At 71.0% G+C, this 17,533-nt stretch carries 17 protein-coding genes and 1 tRNA gene; 6 read left to right on the forward strand and 12 right to left on the reverse strand.

The features are described from left to right. Positions 1 to 14 precede the first annotated feature (14 nt). Positions 15 to 91 (forward strand) — tRNA-Thr (locus ABD299_RS18375). A gap of 819 nt (positions 92 to 910) precedes the next feature. On the opposite strand, the gene ABD299_RS18380 is transcribed toward ABD299_RS18375, so the two are convergent. Beyond that, positions 911 to 1,861 (reverse strand): phosphotransferase, encoded by a 951-nt coding sequence (locus ABD299_RS18380; RefSeq protein WP_344263755.1) that lies wholly within the window; start codon positions 1,859 to 1,861, stop codon positions 911 to 913. Positions 1,862 to 2,150: 289 nt separating this feature from the next. Here ABD299_RS18380 and fxlM point away from each other — a divergent pair, with 289 nt between their 5' ends. Further along, complete coding sequence (fxlM, locus tag ABD299_RS18385; RefSeq protein ID WP_344263757.1) at positions 2,151 to 3,362, forward strand: methyltransferase, FxLD system; 1,212 nt, start codon at positions 2,151 to 2,153, stop codon at positions 3,360 to 3,362. A gap of 78 nt (positions 3,363 to 3,440) precedes the next feature. Further along, positions 3,441 to 3,611, forward strand: coding sequence for a hypothetical protein (locus ABD299_RS18390; RefSeq protein WP_344263759.1), 171 nt, complete (start codon positions 3,441 to 3,443; stop codon positions 3,609 to 3,611). A gap of 232 nt (positions 3,612 to 3,843) precedes the next feature. Here the strand turns inward: ABD299_RS18390 and ABD299_RS18395 are convergent, their stop codons facing one another. The 4 genes from ABD299_RS18395 to ABD299_RS18410 form a co-directional block, all read right to left on the reverse strand. Then, positions 3,844 to 4,122, reverse strand: coding sequence for a hypothetical protein (locus ABD299_RS18395; protein WP_344263761.1), 279 nt, complete (start codon positions 4,120 to 4,122; stop codon positions 3,844 to 3,846). A gap of 91 nt (positions 4,123 to 4,213) precedes the next feature. Then, complete coding sequence (locus ABD299_RS18400; RefSeq protein ID WP_344263763.1) at positions 4,214 to 4,564, reverse strand: hypothetical protein; 351 nt, start codon at positions 4,562 to 4,564, stop codon at positions 4,214 to 4,216. 179 nt (positions 4,565 to 4,743) lie between these two features. Then, positions 4,744 to 5,181, reverse strand: a complete 438-nt coding sequence (locus tag ABD299_RS18405; protein ID WP_344263764.1) for a DUF6415 family natural product biosynthesis protein — start codon at positions 5,179 to 5,181, stop codon at positions 4,744 to 4,746. After that, positions 5,178 to 5,699 (reverse strand): ATP-binding protein, encoded by a 522-nt coding sequence (locus tag ABD299_RS18410; protein ID WP_344263766.1) that lies wholly within the window; start codon positions 5,697 to 5,699, stop codon positions 5,178 to 5,180. Before ABD299_RS18410 ends, ABD299_RS18405 begins: the two co-directional genes overlap by 4 nt. Positions 5,700 to 5,840: 141 nt before the next feature. On the opposite strand from ABD299_RS18410, the gene ABD299_RS18415 reads away from it, so the two are divergent. The 3 genes from ABD299_RS18415 (at position 5,841) to ABD299_RS18425 (ending at position 7,908) form a co-directional block, all read left to right on the forward strand. Continuing rightward, on the forward strand, positions 5,841 to 6,698 hold the full coding sequence (locus ABD299_RS18415; protein WP_344263768.1) for a helix-turn-helix domain-containing protein: 858 nt from the start codon (positions 5,841 to 5,843) through the stop codon (positions 6,696 to 6,698). After that, positions 6,695 to 6,916 carry a DUF397 domain-containing protein gene (locus ABD299_RS18420; protein ID WP_344263770.1) on the forward strand — a complete coding sequence of 74 codons (222 nt, stop codon included), beginning with the start codon at positions 6,695 to 6,697 and terminating at the stop codon, positions 6,914 to 6,916. The genes ABD299_RS18415 and ABD299_RS18420 overlap by 4 nt, the downstream gene beginning before the upstream one ends. Before the next feature lie 200 nt (positions 6,917 to 7,116). Then, complete coding sequence (locus ABD299_RS18425; protein WP_344263813.1) at positions 7,117 to 7,908, forward strand: DUF429 domain-containing protein; 792 nt, start codon at positions 7,117 to 7,119, stop codon at positions 7,906 to 7,908. A 128-nt stretch (positions 7,909 to 8,036) separates the two neighbouring features. On the opposite strand, the gene ABD299_RS18430 is transcribed toward ABD299_RS18425, so the two are convergent. The 7 genes from ABD299_RS18430 to ABD299_RS18460 form a co-directional block, all read right to left on the reverse strand. Beyond that, a complete protein-coding gene (locus ABD299_RS18430; RefSeq protein WP_344263772.1) occupies positions 8,037 to 10,202 on the reverse strand; it encodes an alpha-galactosidase in 2,166 nt (721 codons plus the stop codon). Between the two features lie 64 nt (positions 10,203 to 10,266). Beyond that, positions 10,267 to 12,309, reverse strand: a complete 2,043-nt coding sequence (locus ABD299_RS18435; protein ID WP_344263774.1) for a beta-galactosidase — start codon at positions 12,307 to 12,309, stop codon at positions 10,267 to 10,269. Continuing rightward, complete coding sequence (locus ABD299_RS18440) at positions 12,306 to 13,202, reverse strand: carbohydrate ABC transporter permease (protein ID WP_344263776.1); 897 nt, start codon at positions 13,200 to 13,202, stop codon at positions 12,306 to 12,308. The genes ABD299_RS18435 and ABD299_RS18440 overlap by 4 nt, the downstream gene beginning before the upstream one ends. Then, the gene (locus tag ABD299_RS18445) at positions 13,199 to 14,110 is read right to left on the reverse strand and encodes a carbohydrate ABC transporter permease (RefSeq protein ID WP_344263778.1); all 912 of its coding nucleotides are present in this window, start codon (positions 14,108 to 14,110) and stop codon (positions 13,199 to 13,201) included. Before ABD299_RS18445 ends, ABD299_RS18440 begins: the two co-directional genes overlap by 4 nt. Positions 14,111 to 14,183: 73 nt before the next feature. Next, a complete protein-coding gene (locus tag ABD299_RS18450; protein ID WP_344263780.1) occupies positions 14,184 to 15,545 on the reverse strand; it encodes an ABC transporter substrate-binding protein in 1,362 nt (453 codons plus the stop codon). Positions 15,546 to 15,848: 303 nt separating this feature from the next. Beyond that, positions 15,849 to 16,841 (reverse strand): LacI family DNA-binding transcriptional regulator, encoded by a 993-nt coding sequence (locus ABD299_RS18455; protein ID WP_344263782.1) that lies wholly within the window; start codon positions 16,839 to 16,841, stop codon positions 15,849 to 15,851. Positions 16,842 to 16,868: 27 nt separating this feature from the next. Beyond that, the gene (locus tag ABD299_RS18460; RefSeq protein ID WP_344263784.1) at positions 16,869 to 17,192 is read right to left on the reverse strand and encodes an MFS transporter; all 324 of its coding nucleotides are present in this window, start codon (positions 17,190 to 17,192) and stop codon (positions 16,869 to 16,871) included. Between the last annotated feature and the right edge of the window lie 341 nt (positions 17,193 to 17,533).

The following is a 17,533-nucleotide window of genomic DNA, read 5'->3' on the forward strand; positions in this document are numbered from 1 at the left end:
GCTGGCGTGCACCCGCCGCCTTAGCTCAGTCGGCCAGAGCGACGCACTCGTAATGCGTAGGTCAAGGGTTCGATTCCCTTAGGCGGCTCCACCGAAGGGAAGGTCAGACCCCGTCTGACCTGGCCTTTTATGTTCCGCGACTGAGTGTTGTAACGGCAATCCGGCCCGAGCGCCGCTTCTGAAGGTCGGCGGTGGACAAGCGTGCAGCGAACTGGGCGGGAAGGGGAAGGCCGCGAACCGGAACCCGGTCCCGAACCCCCGTACCACGACGAAGGGCGCCAAACAGTCTTGATTCTCGGCTTGGGTGATCAGCTGTCGGCCATCTCGCCCGCGCGCTGGATTCTGAAGCGTGATCGGAGCCCGACCATGTCTGGGATCTCAGATGGCAGAGTCGTGGAGTCCTGCGGTCCATGGGAGGTGCGCTGGCCCGTGCCTCCGCAGGGCCCGATACGCCGGCACGAACTCGTGAACAAGTGCGAAGGGGGGAGCACTCTTCAACCGGTGGCACTCTCCGGCAAGTACTTGAGCGAAGGCCAGTAGCTTGCGGTGGGCTGCTCCCTCCATCAGGTGCGCTGCTGCCTTGGTGCCGTCGCTGATCAGCTTCGTGGTGCTGATCAATTCTTCCTTGGACGCTGGATCCCCGTGCGCAAGGGCAGGCGACAAGCGGTCTCGTTCTCCGAGCACGTGGGAAGCTGCCAGGCAGAGAACCGTTGACGCTGTTGTCTCGGCGGGTTCTCCCGCATTGGTCATGGCGCTTGCCAGTAGAGGGGGGGCCTTGGGCAAGCTTCGACGGGTGGCGTCGTCACCGATGACGGAGAGGCCGGGAGGCACGCACGGCGGTCCACGCGCTGATACTCCGCTTGAGTACGCCCCTTGTGACAACCGCCTGCCGATGGCGCGCGCCGGGTGGTCAGCTTCTCGTGCGTCCTGCTGTGTCGAACGTGTCCTCCGCGAGATGGTCGAGGGTCTCGGTGAAGCCCGTCCATGCTGTCTCGGTGTCCTCGGAGCGGTTGTGTTCCCCTCGGAACCATGTCACGAACTCGGCTACGTCCAGCAGGCTCCAGCGCAGCCGGTACAGCGCGAGTGCGGTCGCGTCCGGGGTGCGGCCGGTCAGCCGGGTGTAGCGCGTGAGTTCTGCGGGGTCGTTGGAGAGCAGGGACAGGTCGCGCTCGGGCAGGGCGAGTCCCACTGTGTCCCAGTCGACCAACCGGTAGCCGTCCTCGCCCAGGATCAGGTTGCCCGGATGCGGCTCGCCGTGCGTGACGACGAGTGGCGCGCCACTGCCTCGGACGTCGGCGGCCATCGCGTTGAATTGCGCGCAGCGGGCGCGAAGCGTCGTGGCGTGCTCGGCCAGCAGTTCCCGGGCCGGTTCGGCGAACGGGCCGCCGGACCACGTGCCGTTCAGGTGGTCCAGCGCTTCGTGAACGTCGCTCAGTCCGGCGGGCTCCAGGGTTGTCGACGGTGTGGTCTCCGGGGGTGTCCGTCCGTGCAGTTCCGCCAAGAGGTCCAGCAGCCGGCCGCGCTCGGCCTTTGACAGCCGCTGCCCGAACGCCCCCGGGCTGCCTGTGACGTAGGGGAAGAGGGTAAGGGCGTAGCGTCTGTCCACGGTGACGACGCAGCCACCGTCTGCGGCCGCCACGGGTGCGACGACGAAGTCGAGTCCGTCGCGCTCGCGTAGGGTGCGGGCAGTCTCCATGGCCCGGCGCAGCCCTTCCAGGGCCGCCTCGGCTCCCTGCCCGCAGTGCTCCTTGTGCTCCAGGTCGGAGACAGTGGCGAACCACCGCCCACCGGCCTCGTCGAGGACGTGCCAGTGGTAGTCCCCGAAGCCGACCGGGGCGTAAGAGGCGCGCGCCAGGGTCACGCCAAATGCTCCTAAAGCATTCCACAGCTGGTCTTCGGTGAATCTTTCAGGAAGATTTCGCATAACGTTCATGTTAACAATTCTTGGACTCAGTCCGGGAGTTGGCGTCGGAGGTCGTGTGCGGTGGAGCGGCGAGCAGACTGCGCGACCACAATGACGAACACGTGTCGTAGTCGTCTGGTTGCGTAGCGGGTGTCGGCTCGGCGCTCTGGAGGAGCGGCCGATCCCGGCAGCCAAGGGCAGCAGGTACAGGCGAAGAGCGCGACGAGACGCAAGCGAGAGAAGCAACATGACGACTGAGACAGAAGCAGGCGCCGCAGAACTCCGGGAGCGGATGGTCCGGGAGCTGGTGGAACGCGGTGCGATCGTGTCCCCAGCCGGGGAGGCGGCGTTCCGTGCGGTACCGCGCCACCGTTTCGCGCCGGAGGTGTCGCCGGAGGAGGTGTACGAGGCGCCGGAGGCCATCTTCACCAAGCGTGCCGAGGACGGGCGCGTGATCAGTTCGGTTTCGGCGCCCTGGCTGCACGCGCGGATGCTGGAGGCGGCCCGGCCGGCTCCGGGGATGCGGGTGCTGGAGATCGGTTCCGGAGGCTGCAACGCCGCTCTGCTGGCCGAACTCGTCGGGGCCGCAGGCACGGTGACCAGTCTCGACATCGACCCGGACATCACCGGCCGTGCCCGCCGACTCCTGGACGAGACCGGCTACCAGCGCGTGCAGATCCGCACGGGCGACGGAGCGCTACCGGTGACCGGAGCACCGGCCGGCGGGTGGGACCGGATCATCGTGACTGCCGGATCGGCCGACCTCCCCGAGGCGTGGTTCGATCAACTGGCCCCCGGCGGGCGGTTGGTCGTCCCCCTGCGGTTCCGCGGGCTCTCCCGCACCCTGGCCTTTGCCCGGGAGGGCGAATGGCTGAGCAGCGACACCGCGATCGTCTCCGGGTTCCTCGCCATGCGCGGGAAGAGCGCCGATGCCCCCCGGGTGGTGCGGCTCGCTGGCGAGGAGGTCCGGCTCACCGTCGATGAACGGCAGCCCTGCGACGAGCCCGCGCTCCAGGCGGCATTCTCCACGGCCCGCCACGAACTGTGGACCGGGGTGCGGCTGACCGGCTCCGAAGGGCTGCTGCCCCGCCTCGATGTATGGCTCGCCGGTGCAGTCGCGCCCTATGGGAGGCTTCGCGCGGCCCCGGACGCCGTTGCGCGCGGCCTGGTCGGCTGGATCCTGGGGACCGGCGCGGCCACGGTCTGGAACGAGACCTCCCTCGCCTACCTCGCCCTGCGTCAAGCCCCGAAGCAGGGTAACCAGTTCGAGCTGGGAGTCATCGCCCATGGCCCCGACCACGGACGACTCGGCGCCGCCCTCGCCGAAGCCGTCACCAACTGGGACAACACCGCGCGCCGGCACGGCGATCCCGTCATTCACGCCCACCGGCGCAGCCACCCCGAGCACCCCACCGGCGTGGTCATCGAGAAGCCCAGCGTCCGCCTGACCATCACCTGATCCTGAACGGCCCCCGACCTTCCGGCCGCGAACCGAACTCCCGGCAGAACGCCGGGAAGGTCACCACGAAGAAGCACGATGACACCACCCCTGGCACCTGCCCCCGAACTCGCCGACGCATTCGGCCTCGACCTGCGGCAGCAGCCGATGGATGGACTCCACGTCTGGCTGGGCGGCGGCGAGGAGGAAGGCGACACCATCGGCGACGCTGCGGGAAGTCCCGCGGCGGTGTCGGCCACCGGCTGCTGAGCTGCCACTGCCGCGCGGTCGGAGTCCCCCCTCACCTCGGCTGCGCGGCGCTACACGCTTTCAGCGTTACCGATCAGGTGACCGCTCCTGCTGTCCATCAGTGGTCTCCTCTGAGTGGGCTCCATTCACGAAACTCCCCCGGATCCCGTGGGCATGAGGTGCCGCGGTGTGGTGTCGGGTGTGCGGTGCGCGAGTCGGACAGGTTTCCGCAGTCCAGGACGAGCGTGACGGCTCACGCAGCGTCCGCCGGGCCAGCCGGATCACCGCGCAGGAGCGCCCGCTTCGCTTCGACCGCCGCCTGGTCGACTGGACCGTGTTCGGTTTCCGCGTCTTCGATGAGCTCGCGCAGCCGGTCGCGTTCCAGTCGGCGCTGGATGAGAGCCTCGACGTAGGCGGACATGCCGCGTTTGCCCGTGCGTGCTTTGAGGGCGGCGATGGTGCCTTCGTGGGGGGAGACGGTAACCGGGCGGACCGGGCTTTCTCCGGGGGCGGGGTCGGGGGTGGTGGCCATGGAACTACTCAACAAGCTCTTTCGGGTGGGGTGGTTCTGCTGCGTGGCCCGCCCGGGGGCAGATCGCCTATTGTCGCGGTGGCGGAAGAGCTCAGGTCCTCCGGCGGGTGCGGCGACGGACCTCGGTGCCGGTGCCAGGCGGGCGGGATGCGAGCGGGAGCAGGTCGTGCCGTATCAGGCAGCCGGTGCACGCGTAAACGGTGACCTCCCGTCCGGACTGGGCGACGTAGTGGCCGACCGGGACAAGTGGGCGCAGGCGGGGGCACCACAGGCACCGTCCGACCGGGATTTCGTCCAGCCGGACCAGCCGGTCGTCGATGCGGCACACTTCCGGCGGGCACAGCACACGGACCGTGCGCGTGTCGGCGAACTGGATGGTGAATCCCGAGCGGTCCTGAACGATCGCGGCAATGCGATGCTGTCGGCCATCCATCTCCAGCATGTCGCCGTGGGCGAGCGTGGCGTAGGAAACCGGGCTGTGACTGCCAGGGGCCGGCAGTGTCCTGGGCCGCGCGGATTCGTGATGTTCGGTCCTCGCCCCTTCCTCTTGTGCAGCGGCACGAAGCGGACCGGCGCCGCCCCCACAGTCGGCGACCACCGGAGGAAGGCGAGGGGGCCTGCTCACGCGGCCTGCTTCAGGCAGCGGGCCGCCACAAGCGCCTCCAGCAGCTCGTTCGTGACCCAGCCCAGGCGCCGCGCGTGCTGCGTCGCCGGAACGCGGCCGTCAGGGACCTCCTGCGAGCACAGGGCGCTGCCCTGTTGGACGAGGCAGGCCGTGTACGCATCCCGTTGAACCGCCTTGGCGGCGACGGCGATTTCCGTCAAGCGGGTGAGGTGGCCACGGAGCCGCTGCACCAGCCGGCCCATCGCCGCCTGGCCGGGCGGGAGGTCGTCGAGGGCGTCCGCGACGTCGTCCAGTAGGGCGTCGCCGTCCAGCGGCTGCCAGCTCCGGAGCTTCGTGAGCACCGCTCCGAGAGTCTCGACGTCCAGTGGGCGGCCCCAGCGGCCGGCTGATGTCCGCTGGTCGGTGCCGGGAGGGCTGAACGGTGGGGCGCTCACCGGCCCACCTCGGCCACCGGAAGGTCACACCACGTCGTCGCACCTTCGTCGCTGGTGCCCCACGCTCCGTGCCGCTCACCCGCGATCCACCGTACGAGCTGGAGACCGCGCCCGTTCTCCTCGTCATCGTCCGGGGCGCGGGCCGCAGGGCGTCCCGGCATCCCGTCGCGGACGGCGATGTGCAGAACGTCGTTGTCGATGTCGAGCGACAACGTGATCTCCGTCCCGCCGCTGTGCACGATCGCGTTCGTCGTCAGCTCGGAAACGATGAGTGCCACGTCGTCCGCCAGGTGGTTCAGCCCGCACTTGACGAGGAGTACCAGCGCCAAGCGCCGCATGACGCAGACCTGGAAGGCGGCCTCCTGCGATGGTGGTCCGCCCTCGCTGCGCTCGGGGATGTGGAACGTGGTCTTCAGCATCCCGGGGCGGAGGGCTGCGTTCCACGGGAGTACCCGTGGCCGATCGGTGCCTGTTGCTGCCATGGCCGCTTCCTCCACGTACTGGGTTGGTCGTCTCACGAAGAGTCACTATGACGGAACCGCTACTGAGTAGAAGCTACTTTTCTGAGGTTTCCTCACTTCGGGTGCTTCGGGCGCCCGGGCCGACACCGGCGCGTACGCTCACCGTTGTTCACCTGCGATCGGAACGGAGACGACGCGATGACGTCAGCGGTGGGGCCGGCAGCTCGGATGCAGATCGCCCGTGGGCTGATCGAGCTGCGGGACCGGGCGGAGCTCACGCAGATCCAGGTCGCCGAGGTCGCGGGATGCAGCAAGGCGACCGTCAGCCGCTACGAGGACTGGACCGACCGCCGCCGGGTGAAGTGGGCGACCGTCAAGGCCCTGGCCGAGGCGTGCGGAGGGAACGCGGCCGAGGTGGCGGCCCTGGTGGAGATGGCGAAATCGCAAGCGGCAGCGGGCTGGTGGGTGGGGAACCCCGCTGTCCCGGAATGGCTCTCACCGCTCGTGAGCTTCGAATCTCTCGCCGGATACGAGCTGGTCACCGCGCCCACGCTCGTCCCCGGTCTGCTTCAGACCCGCGATTACGCCCGGGCCCTGCTCAGCGGTCAGGGCTTGACGGGCGACCGGCTCGACCAGGAAACCGAAGCCCGGATGCAGCGGCAGACTGTACTGGACCGTGGCATGAGGCTGTGGGTCATCCTCGACGAGACGGCACTCCGCAGGCAGGTGGGGAGTGCGTCCGTCATGGCTGACCAGCTCGGTCACTTGCACGAAGCTGGGAAGCGTCCCACTGTGGACATCCAGGTGCTCCCGTTCACCGCCGGACCGCCCTGCGCGCCCGGTCAGTTCCTCATCCTGGGCCGGGAGGACGAGCGGGACCCGCGCAGCTCGATGGCAGTGGTCTACCTGGAATTGCCACAACGAGGGGTGTACCTCGATGATCCCGATGATGTCGCCGCGTACAAGATCATGTTCAACCGGCTGCGCGCCCAGGCATCCGGCACCGCCGATACGGCTGACCTGCTGACGACCGTCCGACAGGAGTACCTCCGATGACGAGCCCCGCCCCGACCGCTGCCGAACTCGCTGCGGCGCAGTGGTTCACCAGCAGCTACACCAACGCCGGAAACGAGTGCGTGGAAGTCGCACGAGTGAAACCGGCCTGGACAGCGATACGTGACTCGAAGAACCCCGCCGGACCCACGCTGACCGTCACCGCCGGCACCTTCGCCCACTTCGTCGCGTACGCCAGAGCCGAGGACGTGCAGGAGTAGCGCTCCCTTCCGCCGTGGCCCTTCGCGTACCGTGCCCGCCGGCGCGGGTGCTCCCTGCGGGCCGGGGGAGCTGCCGTAGGCTTCGTCGCCTCAATGGGGGCCGCCAGTGACGGAACCGCGCACGATTCGAGGTAGGCCACGAGGGGGTGCTTGTGCAGGTGAAGTCCGGGATGCGGCGGGCCGGTGGTGAGGACGGTGCCATGGTGACGGTGGGCGTCGACCTTGCCGGGCGCACCGGGACCACGGGTGTGTGCCGCGTGACGTGGGGGCGGCGGCCCGCGGTCGAACTGCTTCCCGCGAAGCATGACGAGGACCTGCTGTCCGCGATGCGGTCGGCGGACAAGACGGGGCTGGACTCGCCCCTGGGCTGGCCGGTGGCCTTCATAGCCCTGCTCACCGCGCACCGGACCGGCGCCGAACTGCCCGGGCTCGCCCACCACGCGCCGCGCGCCGACGGCCGCCCCGGACTCGGCAACACCTTCACCCACCGGCTGACCGATGACGTGGCGTGGAAGCGCACGGGGGCGGGCAAGCGGCGTCCGCTGTCGGTGTCGGCGGACAAGCTCGGCATCGTCGCCATCCGTGCGGCCGGTCTGCTGGACCGGCTGGCCGAGGGCGGTCCGGCGGTACCGCGCGACGGCTCGGGTCCCGTTGTCGAGGTCTACCCGGCGTTCGCGCTGATGCAGTGGGGCCTCGCTCCTGAGGGCACCTACAAGGGCAGGGAGGCCACGGCCGCGCGGTCCCGGATCGTCGCGGGCCTTGAGGCGGGTCTGGATCTGGACCTGTCCGACCGGGTCCGTGACCGGTGTGTGGCCAGTGACCACGACCTGGATGCCCTGATCTCCGCGGTCGTCGCCCGGGCGGCAGCGTGTGGACTGACGCATGCGCCGGCCACCGAGGAGGAGCAGGCCATGGCCGCGGTCGAGGGCTGGATGCATCTTCCTCGGCGGGACCTGCCGCTCACCGCTGTGCGCGATGGGGTAGCTGCCTGACCCTCCCTGGCGATCCGGCGGAGGACCGTTGCCGCTCGCGCCGGGAGTGGGGCCGTCGGCCGACGGGGGCTACAGCGTCGAGGTGCGCGGCAAGTATGGCGAGCGCGGCAGGCGAAGGCTGACGGCGCTCAGTCCTCGGCGGGGGACGAGCGGCGCAGGCGCACCAGGGCGCTCGCGCAGTCGCCGGGGGGCAGGCCGGGGAGCGGGAGGCCGTGGGCCGCGAGGGTCGCGCCGGACCACTCCGCCCCGGTGTCCTCGTCCCGGTAGCGGGCCTCGGGGTCCAGTCCGCACAGCCGCAGCGGGGCGTGCGCGGACCAGGCTGACGTGCTGGGCCGCCAGATCAGCACGACCGTTTCGCGCGCGTCGGCGGCGACGTACTGGACCGCGCACAGGGGGCCTTGCCCCGGAGCGAGCAGCCGGTACTGCCTGCCGTGCTGCACGACCGCGCGGATGTCCTTGTACAGGGCCACCAGCCGGGTCGCCTCCTCGGTCTCCTCGGCCGTCCAGCGCGCCAGGTCGCCGCCGATGCCGAGGACGCCCGCCATCGCCGTGTGGAAGCGGAAGGCCGGCGGTGTCCGGCGCCCGGTCAGGGGGTTGGGGCTGTCGGTCACCCAACTCGCCATGACGGAGGCCGGGTACACCTGGCTGAAGCCGTGCTGGAGGGTCAGCCGGTCCACGGCGTCGGTGTTGTCCGAGGTCCATACCTGGTCGGTCCGCGCCAGGATGCCCAGGTCGGCGCGCCCTCCGCCGCCCGCGCAGGACTCGACGCGCAGGTGCGGGAAGTCGGCCCGCAGCCGGTCGAGTACGCGGTACAGCCCCCGGGCGTGCTCGATGTGCACGCGCCGCGCGTCCGGCCCGCCGCCGTGTGCGCCCGCTTCCGTGAACGACCGGTTGAAGTCCCACTTGAGGAAGTCCACCGCGCAGCCGTCGACCAGCTCGCGCAGCCATCCGTACGCCCAGTCGGTCACCTCCGGCCGGGAGAAGTCGAGGACGAGCTGGTGGCGCAGTTCGGTGGCGCGGCGGTCGGGAAGGTGCAGGACCCAGTCGGGGCGGGCGCGGTACAGGTCGCTGTCGGCGTTGACCATCTCGGGCTCCACCCACACGCCGAACGCCATGCCCAGCCGGTGCACTTCGTCGGCCAGCGGCCGCAGTCCGCGGGGAAAGCGCCGGGCGTGCGGGGTCCAGTCGCCCAGTCCCGCGCGGTCGTCGTCCCGGCCGGCGAACCAGCCGTCGTCGACCACGAAGAGTTCCACGCCCAGGGCGGCGGCCCGCCGGGCCAGGTCCGTCTGGTTGTCCTCGTCCACCTCGAAGGAGGTCGCCTCCCAGGAGTTGTACAGCACCGGCCGCGTCTCCTCCCCGTGCGGCAGGACGTGCCGGCGCACGTAGGCGTGGAAGGCGTGGCTGACGCCGCCGAAGCCGTCCGGGCTGTACGTGGCCGCGCTGACCGGGGTGGTGTGGCGGCGGCCGGGAGCCAGGGAGATCTCGACGCCTTCGTGTCCCTCCGCCGCCATGATCCCCGCCCGGCCGGAGGCGGTGCGCTGGGCCGTCAGGCGCCAGCTGGCGCTGGTGGCCAGTGCGGTCGCCCAGACCTCCCCCCGCTCCTCGTCGGCGCTGCCGGTGTCGAGCATGGCCCAGGGGTTGGCGTGATGGCCGGTGTGGCCGCGGCGGCTGGTCAACGTGGTCTCCCCGAAGGCGAGTTCGCTCCGCCCCAGCCGGTGTTCCGCCGACCAGCTTCCGTGCACGGAGGACAGGCGCCAGTGCGCTCGCTGCGGCAGCGGCCAGTGCGCGGAGGCGTACTGCAGGAGGAGAACCGGCTCGTCCGTCACGTCTCCCGTGTGCACGATCTCCGTCCACCGTTCGATGACGTCACCCGTGGCGGGTACGCGGTAGTGCAGCTCCCACGCCAGTGGCCGGGCCCGGTCCCGGAAGGAGACGGTCACGTGGTTGCCGTCGGTGATCCGGATTCCCTCGGCCCGGGGTTCGAGCGGGCTGCTGCCGTCGGCGAACCGGACGGCGAGTGCCGGGACGCCGAACCGGGCGCCGCCTTCCACCGGGTACTCCTCGACGCCGTCGCCGCGCCCGGCGAAGCTGTCGTCGTGATCGGCCCACACCGGGAGCGCCGCCGCGTCGGCCAGGGGCAGCGGCGCTCCCCAGTGGACGTTCCAGGCGGTGCCCGCCGTGCGGTCCAGGCGCAGGACGTAGCAGGAGGCGGGGGTCCGCAGCACGATGGTGCCGCTCGCCTCGTCGGTCTCCACCGGCCGGGGGCCGGGCGGTGCTGTCGGGTGGCCGGGCACGTGAGGACTCCTTGGGGGAGGGACGGAAGGCGGGGAGGGGCGGGCCGCGGGCCCGGCCGCGTCGTCAGGACCGGCGCGGGGCGGCCTCCTCCCGGACGACGGCGGTGCCTCCGGCCGGAATCGCCGCACCGGGCCCGGCCGCGCAGCCGTGGATCACCGTGCCCCCGACCGGGACCGTGACGTCGGTGTCCGTGTGGTTGACGAGGAAGAGGTACGAGTGGCCGTCCCCGGCGCGGCGCACCGCCTCGACGCCCTCGGGAACGTCGGCGACCGGACGGAACCCCGCCTCACCGCCCAGGCCCCGGACCAGGTCCCGCAGGGTGCCGGCGGAGGCACGGGTGGCCACGTACCAGGCGCTCCCGGCACCGTGGCTGTGCCGGGTGACGGCGGGGCCGCCGCGCGCCGGGCCGCCTTCGGCGGTCTTCGCGAAGCGCAGCACGGTCTCGCAGCCGCGGGGCTCGACGCGTTCGGCCCACAGGCCGGCCGCCGAGCCGTCGCTGAGGCGGACCGTCTCCCCGTCCCGCAGCGGCAGGTACTCGTCGACCGCCAGCCCGAGCACCTCGCGCAGCACTCCGGGGCCGCCACCCGGGTGGACCCGGTCGTGGGCGTCGACCACGCCGCTGAAGCAGCCGACGGCGAGGTGTCCGCCCCCGTGGACATACCGGGTGAGGTGCGCCGCGTCCTGTTCGGAGAGCAGGTAGAGGCTGGGGGCGACGACGGCCTTGTACCGGGTCAGGTCGCTGCCGGGCGGGACGATGTCGCAGGTGACGCCGGAGGTCCACAGTGCCTCGTACCAGTCGCGCACCGCGTCGAGGTAGCGCATGCGGGAGGACGGGCGGGCCTGGAGTTCCAGTGCCCACCAGGTGTGCCAGTCGAAGAGGAGGGCGACGTCCGCCTCGACGCGTGTCCCGGCCACCTCGCCGAGCGCGGCCAGGCCGGCGCCGAGGGCGCGCACCTCCCGCCAGATGCGGCTGCCGGTGCCGGCGTGCGAAAGCATCGCCGAGTGCCACTTCTCGGCGCCCGCGCGGGACTGCCGCCACTGGAAGAACAGGATGCCGTCCGCCCCGCGGGCCAGGTGGGTGAGGCTGTTGCGGTGCATCTCGCCGGGCTGCTTGGCGACGTTGACCGGCTGCCAGTTGACGGCGGAGGTGGAGTGCTCCATGAGCAGCCAGGGCCGTCCAGCGGCCATGCCGCGGGCCAGGTCCGCGTTGAGGGCCAGGTCGATGTGGCCGCGGGGGTCGTGCGCGGGCAGGTAGTGGTCGACGGAGACGACGTCGCACGCGGCGGCGAAGGCGTAGCCGTCGACCTTGGGTTCCAGCGTGCCCAGGAGGTTGGTGGTCAGCGGGATGCCGGGGGAGAGGCGGCGCAGCAGGGCGGCCTCGGCGCGGTGGCGGGCCAGCAGGGCGTCGGAGGAGAAGCGGTGGTAGTCCAGTTCCTGGCCGGGGTTGCGGAAGGCGGTGGTCTCGCGGGGCGGTTCGATCTCCTCCCAGTCGCCGTAGCGCTGGCTCCAGAAGTCCGTACCCCACGCGTCGTTCAGGGCGTCGAGGCAGGTGTAGCGGTCCCGGAGCCAGTCGCGGAACGCGGCGGCGCTGGTGTCGCAGTAGCACAGGGCGTTGTGGTTGCCGAACTCGTTGTGCACGTGCCACAGCACGACGGCGGGGTGCCCGGCGTAGCGGGTGGCCAGCGCGGTGACAACGGCGTCGGCCGCCTCGGCGTAGGCGGGGTGGCTGGGGCAGAAGACCTGGCGGCTGCCGGGGGCCAGCCGGGTGCCGGAGGCGGTCACCGGCCGGGCGTCGGGGTGCTGGTGGGTGAACCAGGGCGGCGGTGCCGCGGTGGGGGTGGCGAGGTCCACGGCGATGCCGTGCTCGTGGAGCAGGTCGAGCACGGTGTCCGTCAGGCTCCAGTCCCAGGTGCCGGGGCGCGGCTGGATGCGCGACCACGAGAACACGCCGAGGGTGACGAGGTTGACGCCGGCCTCCCGCATGAGCCGGACGTCCTCCTGCCAGACCTCCGGGGGCCACTGCTCGGGGTTGTAGTCGCCGCCGTAGGCGAGGGAGCCGAGACGCCGGTTGATCCCGGTCAGGGGGTGGGGGCGGGGGTGGGTCACGCCTTCACCGCCCCTGCGGTGAGACCGGCCCGCCAGTAGCGCTGGAGAAGCAGGAAGGTGAGCACGATGGGCACGACGGAGACCAGGGCCCCCACGATGGTGAGCGTCTGCAGTTCGGGCAGCCGGCTGGTCTGCGACTGCCAGGTGTACAGCCCCAGGGTGACCGGGTAGAGGGTGTCGTTCTGGAGCATGATGAGAGGCAGCAGGAAGTTGTTCCAGATGACGACGAACTGGAACAGGAAGACGGTCACCAGGGCGGGGCCCATCATGCGCAGGGCGATACTGCGGAAGATGCGCAGCTCCCCGGCGCCGTCCATGCGGGCGGCCTCGATGATCTCGTCGGGCACCGAGGCGGTCGCGAAGATCCGGGAGAGGAACACGCCGAAGGGGCTGACGATGCTCGGCAGGAACACCGACCAGAAGGTGTTGGTCGCCCCCACTTCGGCGAAGAGCAGGAACAGCGGCAGTGCGAGCGCGGTGGCGGGCACCAGCACGCCGCCGAGGATGACGGAGAACACCGCCTCGCGCCCCCTGAACTCGTACTTGGCCAGGGCGTATCCGGCGGCCGCCGCCAGCGCGGTGGCGAGGGCCGCGCCCGCGCCCGCGTAGAGCAGGCTGTTGAGCAGCCACCGGGCGAACACGCCGTCCTGCTGCGTGAACAGCGCGCGCAGGTTGTCCGTGAGGTGCCACTGGGCGGGCAGCAGCCCGGGTGTGGAGACCAGGTCCGGCTGGCTCTTGGTGGCGGAGATCAGCAGCCAGTAGACCGGCAGCAGCATGTAGCAGGCGGCCAGGGTCATGAAGGCCACGGCGGCCACGACGCCGAGCTTCCCCGGCGCGGACCGCTTCGCGGGCGCCGGGGCGTGCGCGCCTTCGGTGCGGGTGAGAAAGCTCATCGCTGCCTCCGGGAGACGAGGAAGAGGAAGCCGAACGACAGCACGAAGGTCACGACGGCGAGCAGGACCGACAGCGCCGCCGCCTCGCTGTAGTGGTCGGCGGAGGCCAGCGAGTACGCCGCGAGGTTGGGCGTGTAGGTGCTGGTGACGCTGGTGGAGATGGACCGGAAGACCTGCGGCTCGGTGAACAGCTGGAAGGTGCCGATGATGGAGAACACCCCGGTCATCACGAGTGCCGGCCGGATGAGCGGGACCTTGATGCGGGTGGCGATCGTCCAGCCGCCGGCCCCGTCGATGCGGGCCGCCTCCCCGATGTCGGCGGGCAGCGTCTGCAGCGCGGTGTACAGGATGAGCATGTTGTAGCCGGTGTAGGTCCAGGTGACGACGTTGCCGATGGAGAAGAGGATCAGGTCCCCTCCCAGCAGGTCGGCCTCGATTCCGGCGGACCGCAGCCCGTCCACGACCGGCGACAGCCGCGGGTCGTACAGGAAGGCCCACATCAGCGCCGCGATGACACCCGGTATGCCGTACGGGATGAAGTACGCCATCCGGAAGAACCGCTTGAGGCGCGCCACCGTGGAGTCCAGCAGCAGGGCGAGGACCAGGGCGAACAGCAGCATGACGGGGATCTGCACCAGGGCGAACACGGTGACGCGCAGAACGCTGTCGAGGAAGAAGGGTTCGCCCAGGACGTTGGCGTACTGCTGGAAGCCGGCGAACACCGGCCGGGTCTCCCCGAAGGTGCCGCCGGTGCGTTCCGTCCTGTGCAGGCTCTGCCAGAAGGCGTAGCCCACCGGCAGCAGGGTGAACAGCGCGAAGGGAATGAGGAAGGGCAGAAGCAGCGCCCAGGGGACGAGGGCCTGACGGGCCGGCCTGCGGCGCGCCCGGGGCGGGGCGTTGGTGTTCACGGGAAGGCTTTCGGCAGGGCGCCTTCCCCGCCGGGCGGGGCGGCGGGGAAGGCGGGGCGGGAGGGGAGGCCGGTCAGCCGGTCACGTCGAGGGACTGCTTGCGCAGCGAGTCCACGCTCTGCGACTGGGTCTGCTCCAGCACGTCCGTCAGCGTGTCCTTGCCGCCGAGGGCACCGGCCATGCCGTCGCTGAGGAAGCGGTAGGTGTCGGTCATCGTCGGACCCCACGTGAACCCGGTGTCGACGTTCGCCGACGCCTCGGCGAAGACGTCGAAGATCTTCTGCCCGCCGTAGAACTCCACCGGCTCCTGGAGAGCGGGCAGTTCCAGGCCTTCGGTGGCCGCCGGGTAGAGGCCGCCCTCACGGTTGAGGATCTCCAGGGCGTCGGGGTCGGTGTTCAGCCACAGCGCGAACTCCGCTGCCTCGGCCGGGTGCTCGCTTCCGGACAGCACCGCGGTGGTCGAGCCGCCCCAGTTGCCCGCCCGCTGCTGCCCGGCCTCCCACTGCGGCATCGGGGCCACGGCCCAGGTGCCCTCGGTGGACGCGGCGTTGTCGCGGATCGTGCTGTAGCCCCAGGCGGCGCTGATCCAGGTGACCACCTCGCCGTCGTTCCACGCCTTGTACAGGGCCGGGGAGAAGCCCTGGAGATCGGTGGCGACGAGGCCGTCGTCGATGAGCTCCTGCCAGTACTCGGCGACCTGCCGGCTCTCGGGGCGGTCGACGGTGACCTCCCAGGTGTCCTCGTCGCGCTGGAACATGGTGGCCTCGTTCTGCCACAGCAGGCCGGTGAACCAGTTCGGGTCGGTCTGCGAGAAGTGCGTGATGTACTTGCCGGCCTCGTTGAGTTCGGCCGCGGCGGCCGCGTACTCCTCCCAGGTGCCGGGCGTCTCCAGGCCGAGGTCGTCGAAGATGTCCTCGCGGTAGAACAGCGCCATGGGGCCGGTGTCCTGGGGTATCGCCCAGATGCCGTCCTCGCCGTCGGCCCCGAAGCCGACCTGGGACCAGGTCCAGTCGGCGAACAGCGGCTGCGCCGTGTCCATGCCGGGGCACTCGGCGATGTCGTGCAGGCCGCCCTGGAGGCGGAAGCTGGCCAGGGAGTCGTACTCGATCTGCCCGAGGTCCGGGGCGTTGCCGGCCTTCAGGGCGTTGGACATGTTCTGGTAGGTGCCCGCGTTGCCCGCGGGGGTGCTTTTCAGCTCGACCTGCACGTCGAGGTTCTGGCTGTTCCACAGGTCCACGGCTTCCTGCATGCCGGGGACCCAGGACCAGTACTGCAGCGTGACCGGGCCGGAGGACGGCGCGCAGGAGCCGTCGGCCGCGTCACCGCCGCCCGTGCCGTCACCGCCGCCGCAGGCGGTCACCGCCGCGAGAGCCATCACCGCGGCACCGATCACGCCGTGTCTGACCAGGGAGGATTGCCGCGCACGCGTCGCCATGGGTTTGCTCCTTGCCGCCGATTCACCGCTCCGACGAAGCGGTGGGCGCAACCCTGACGAGGTGAATCCACCGATGTCAAGAGTGCTGCGCGGATTTCTTTGCGATGGCCTCTGTTCATGACCTGCTCCGCCTTGCTCGGCGAACCCCTGTAATGGTCGTTCGACCTGCGGTTATGCGCAGCTCTGGCGGCAGGTTGCCGGTGGGGGCAACTGCGTGCGGAATCGATTACGTCATGGTTGCCCGAAGGGCTTGACGATGAGCTGCCGGGGCGGCGCGGGAGGCGGTCGACGGACGCCCTGCGGTCAGGCGGAGTCCCGCGCGAGGAACTCTGCCTTGACCCGGACGGTCCGGTGCACGCTCCGCCCGTCCAGACGCTCCTTGAGCAGCCGGGCCGCCGCCCGGCCCACGTCCTCGGCGGGGTAGCGGATCGTCGTCAGCTGCGGTCGCACCAGGGAGGCGAACGAGGCGTCGTCATGGCCCACGAGAGCGACCTCGCCGGGAATGCCGACGCCCAGCTCGTTCGCCTTGTCCAGGGCACCGACCGCGACCATGTCGTTGGCGCAGAAGACGGCGTCCGGCCGGTAGCGGCGGCTCATCAGACGGGCGAAGCCCTCGGCTCCCGCCTCCCGGGTGTGCTCACCGCGCACGACCAGGTCGCCGGGCAGGGAGGTGCCGAACTGGCGGGCCAGGTTCCGCAGGAGTTCGAGACGGGGGTCACCGCCGGTCGCGTCCCGGGGACCGGCGATCATGGCGATGCGCCGGCGCTTCGCCGCGGTCACCCGCTCCAGCGCCTGACGGGTCGCGGTCCGCGCGTCCGGCGTCACGAGATCGACCGGGCCGAAGGGGACGTCCGCGCTGATCACGGTCGGGATTCCCGCTCTGCCGAGGACCTCGATGTCCCTCGGCAGCAGGCGGAAGGGAGTGATCACCACCCCGGCGAACCGCTGCTGCACCGCCTCGGCCAGCAGCGCGCGCTCCTCGCGGCGGTCGGCGCGGGTGTTGCAGACGATCACGTGCAGTCCCAGCCCGCGCAGTTCCTCCTGGAGCGCGGCGGCGAGCTGGGCGAAGAACGGGTTCGCGATGTCGGGCACGATCAGCGCCACCAGCGTGGACTGCCCGGTCCGCAGACTGCGCGCGGCCGTGTTCACGGTGAAGCCCAGTTCGGTGATGGCGGCCTCGACCGCCGTCCGCGTCGCGGGCGCCACGGGCCGCTTGCCGGACAGGACGTAGGAGACCGTGGCGGTCGAGACGCCGGCGGCCCGCGCGACATCCGTCATGGTGACCCGCTCTTGCACTGCTCACGCTCCTCCCGGGGCGCCACCCTACGTCACCGTCCCGGACCTGCCGTTCGCCCTCTCGTCCGGTGCCCGGCGGTCTCCTCCCCGCCGGGTGGCGCGGGCAGCGAGACGGGTGCCGGTCAGGGCGCCCACGGCCATCACGGTGCCGGCGACGGCGAGCGTCCAGCGTGCCCCGACGAGCTCGAACACCACGCCGCCGATGAGGGATCCGAGTGTTTCGGCGAGGAACGTCATGCTGAGGAGCACGCCCATGACCACGCCCGTCATGTCGCTCCGGGCCTCGCGCTGCAGCAGCGTGGTGCCGATCACCAGGTGCGTGGCACTGCCGAACCCGATCACGAACATCATCAGCAGGGCCAGGGCGAACCACGGCGATCCGCTCGGCCACCACGCAGGAGCTGCTCCGGGTCCTCGCCACCGTCCGGCCTGTGTCCGGCGGCAGCGTCCGGTGCCTGTGACGTCCCCAACTGCGTTCCCCCTGCCCTGGAGCGGAGAGGACTCCGCCACCGCGACGGCCACTGTTCCGTCCGGCACCCCTCATCCGGTGGTGCCGTGTCTCCGGTGGCCGGCGGGCCATCCGGCAGTCCCGGGTACGAAAGCGCCGGGGACGGAGTCGCGCACGTGCGGCCCCGGGACTACCGGCCGCACGACAAGCTGGTGCGGGACATCGGGGAGGTCACAGCGGCCGT

It is taken from the genome of Streptomyces sodiiphilus, from assembly GCF_039529215.1.
Classification (GTDB): domain Bacteria; phylum Actinomycetota; class Actinomycetes; order Streptomycetales; family Streptomycetaceae; genus Streptomyces; species Streptomyces sodiiphilus.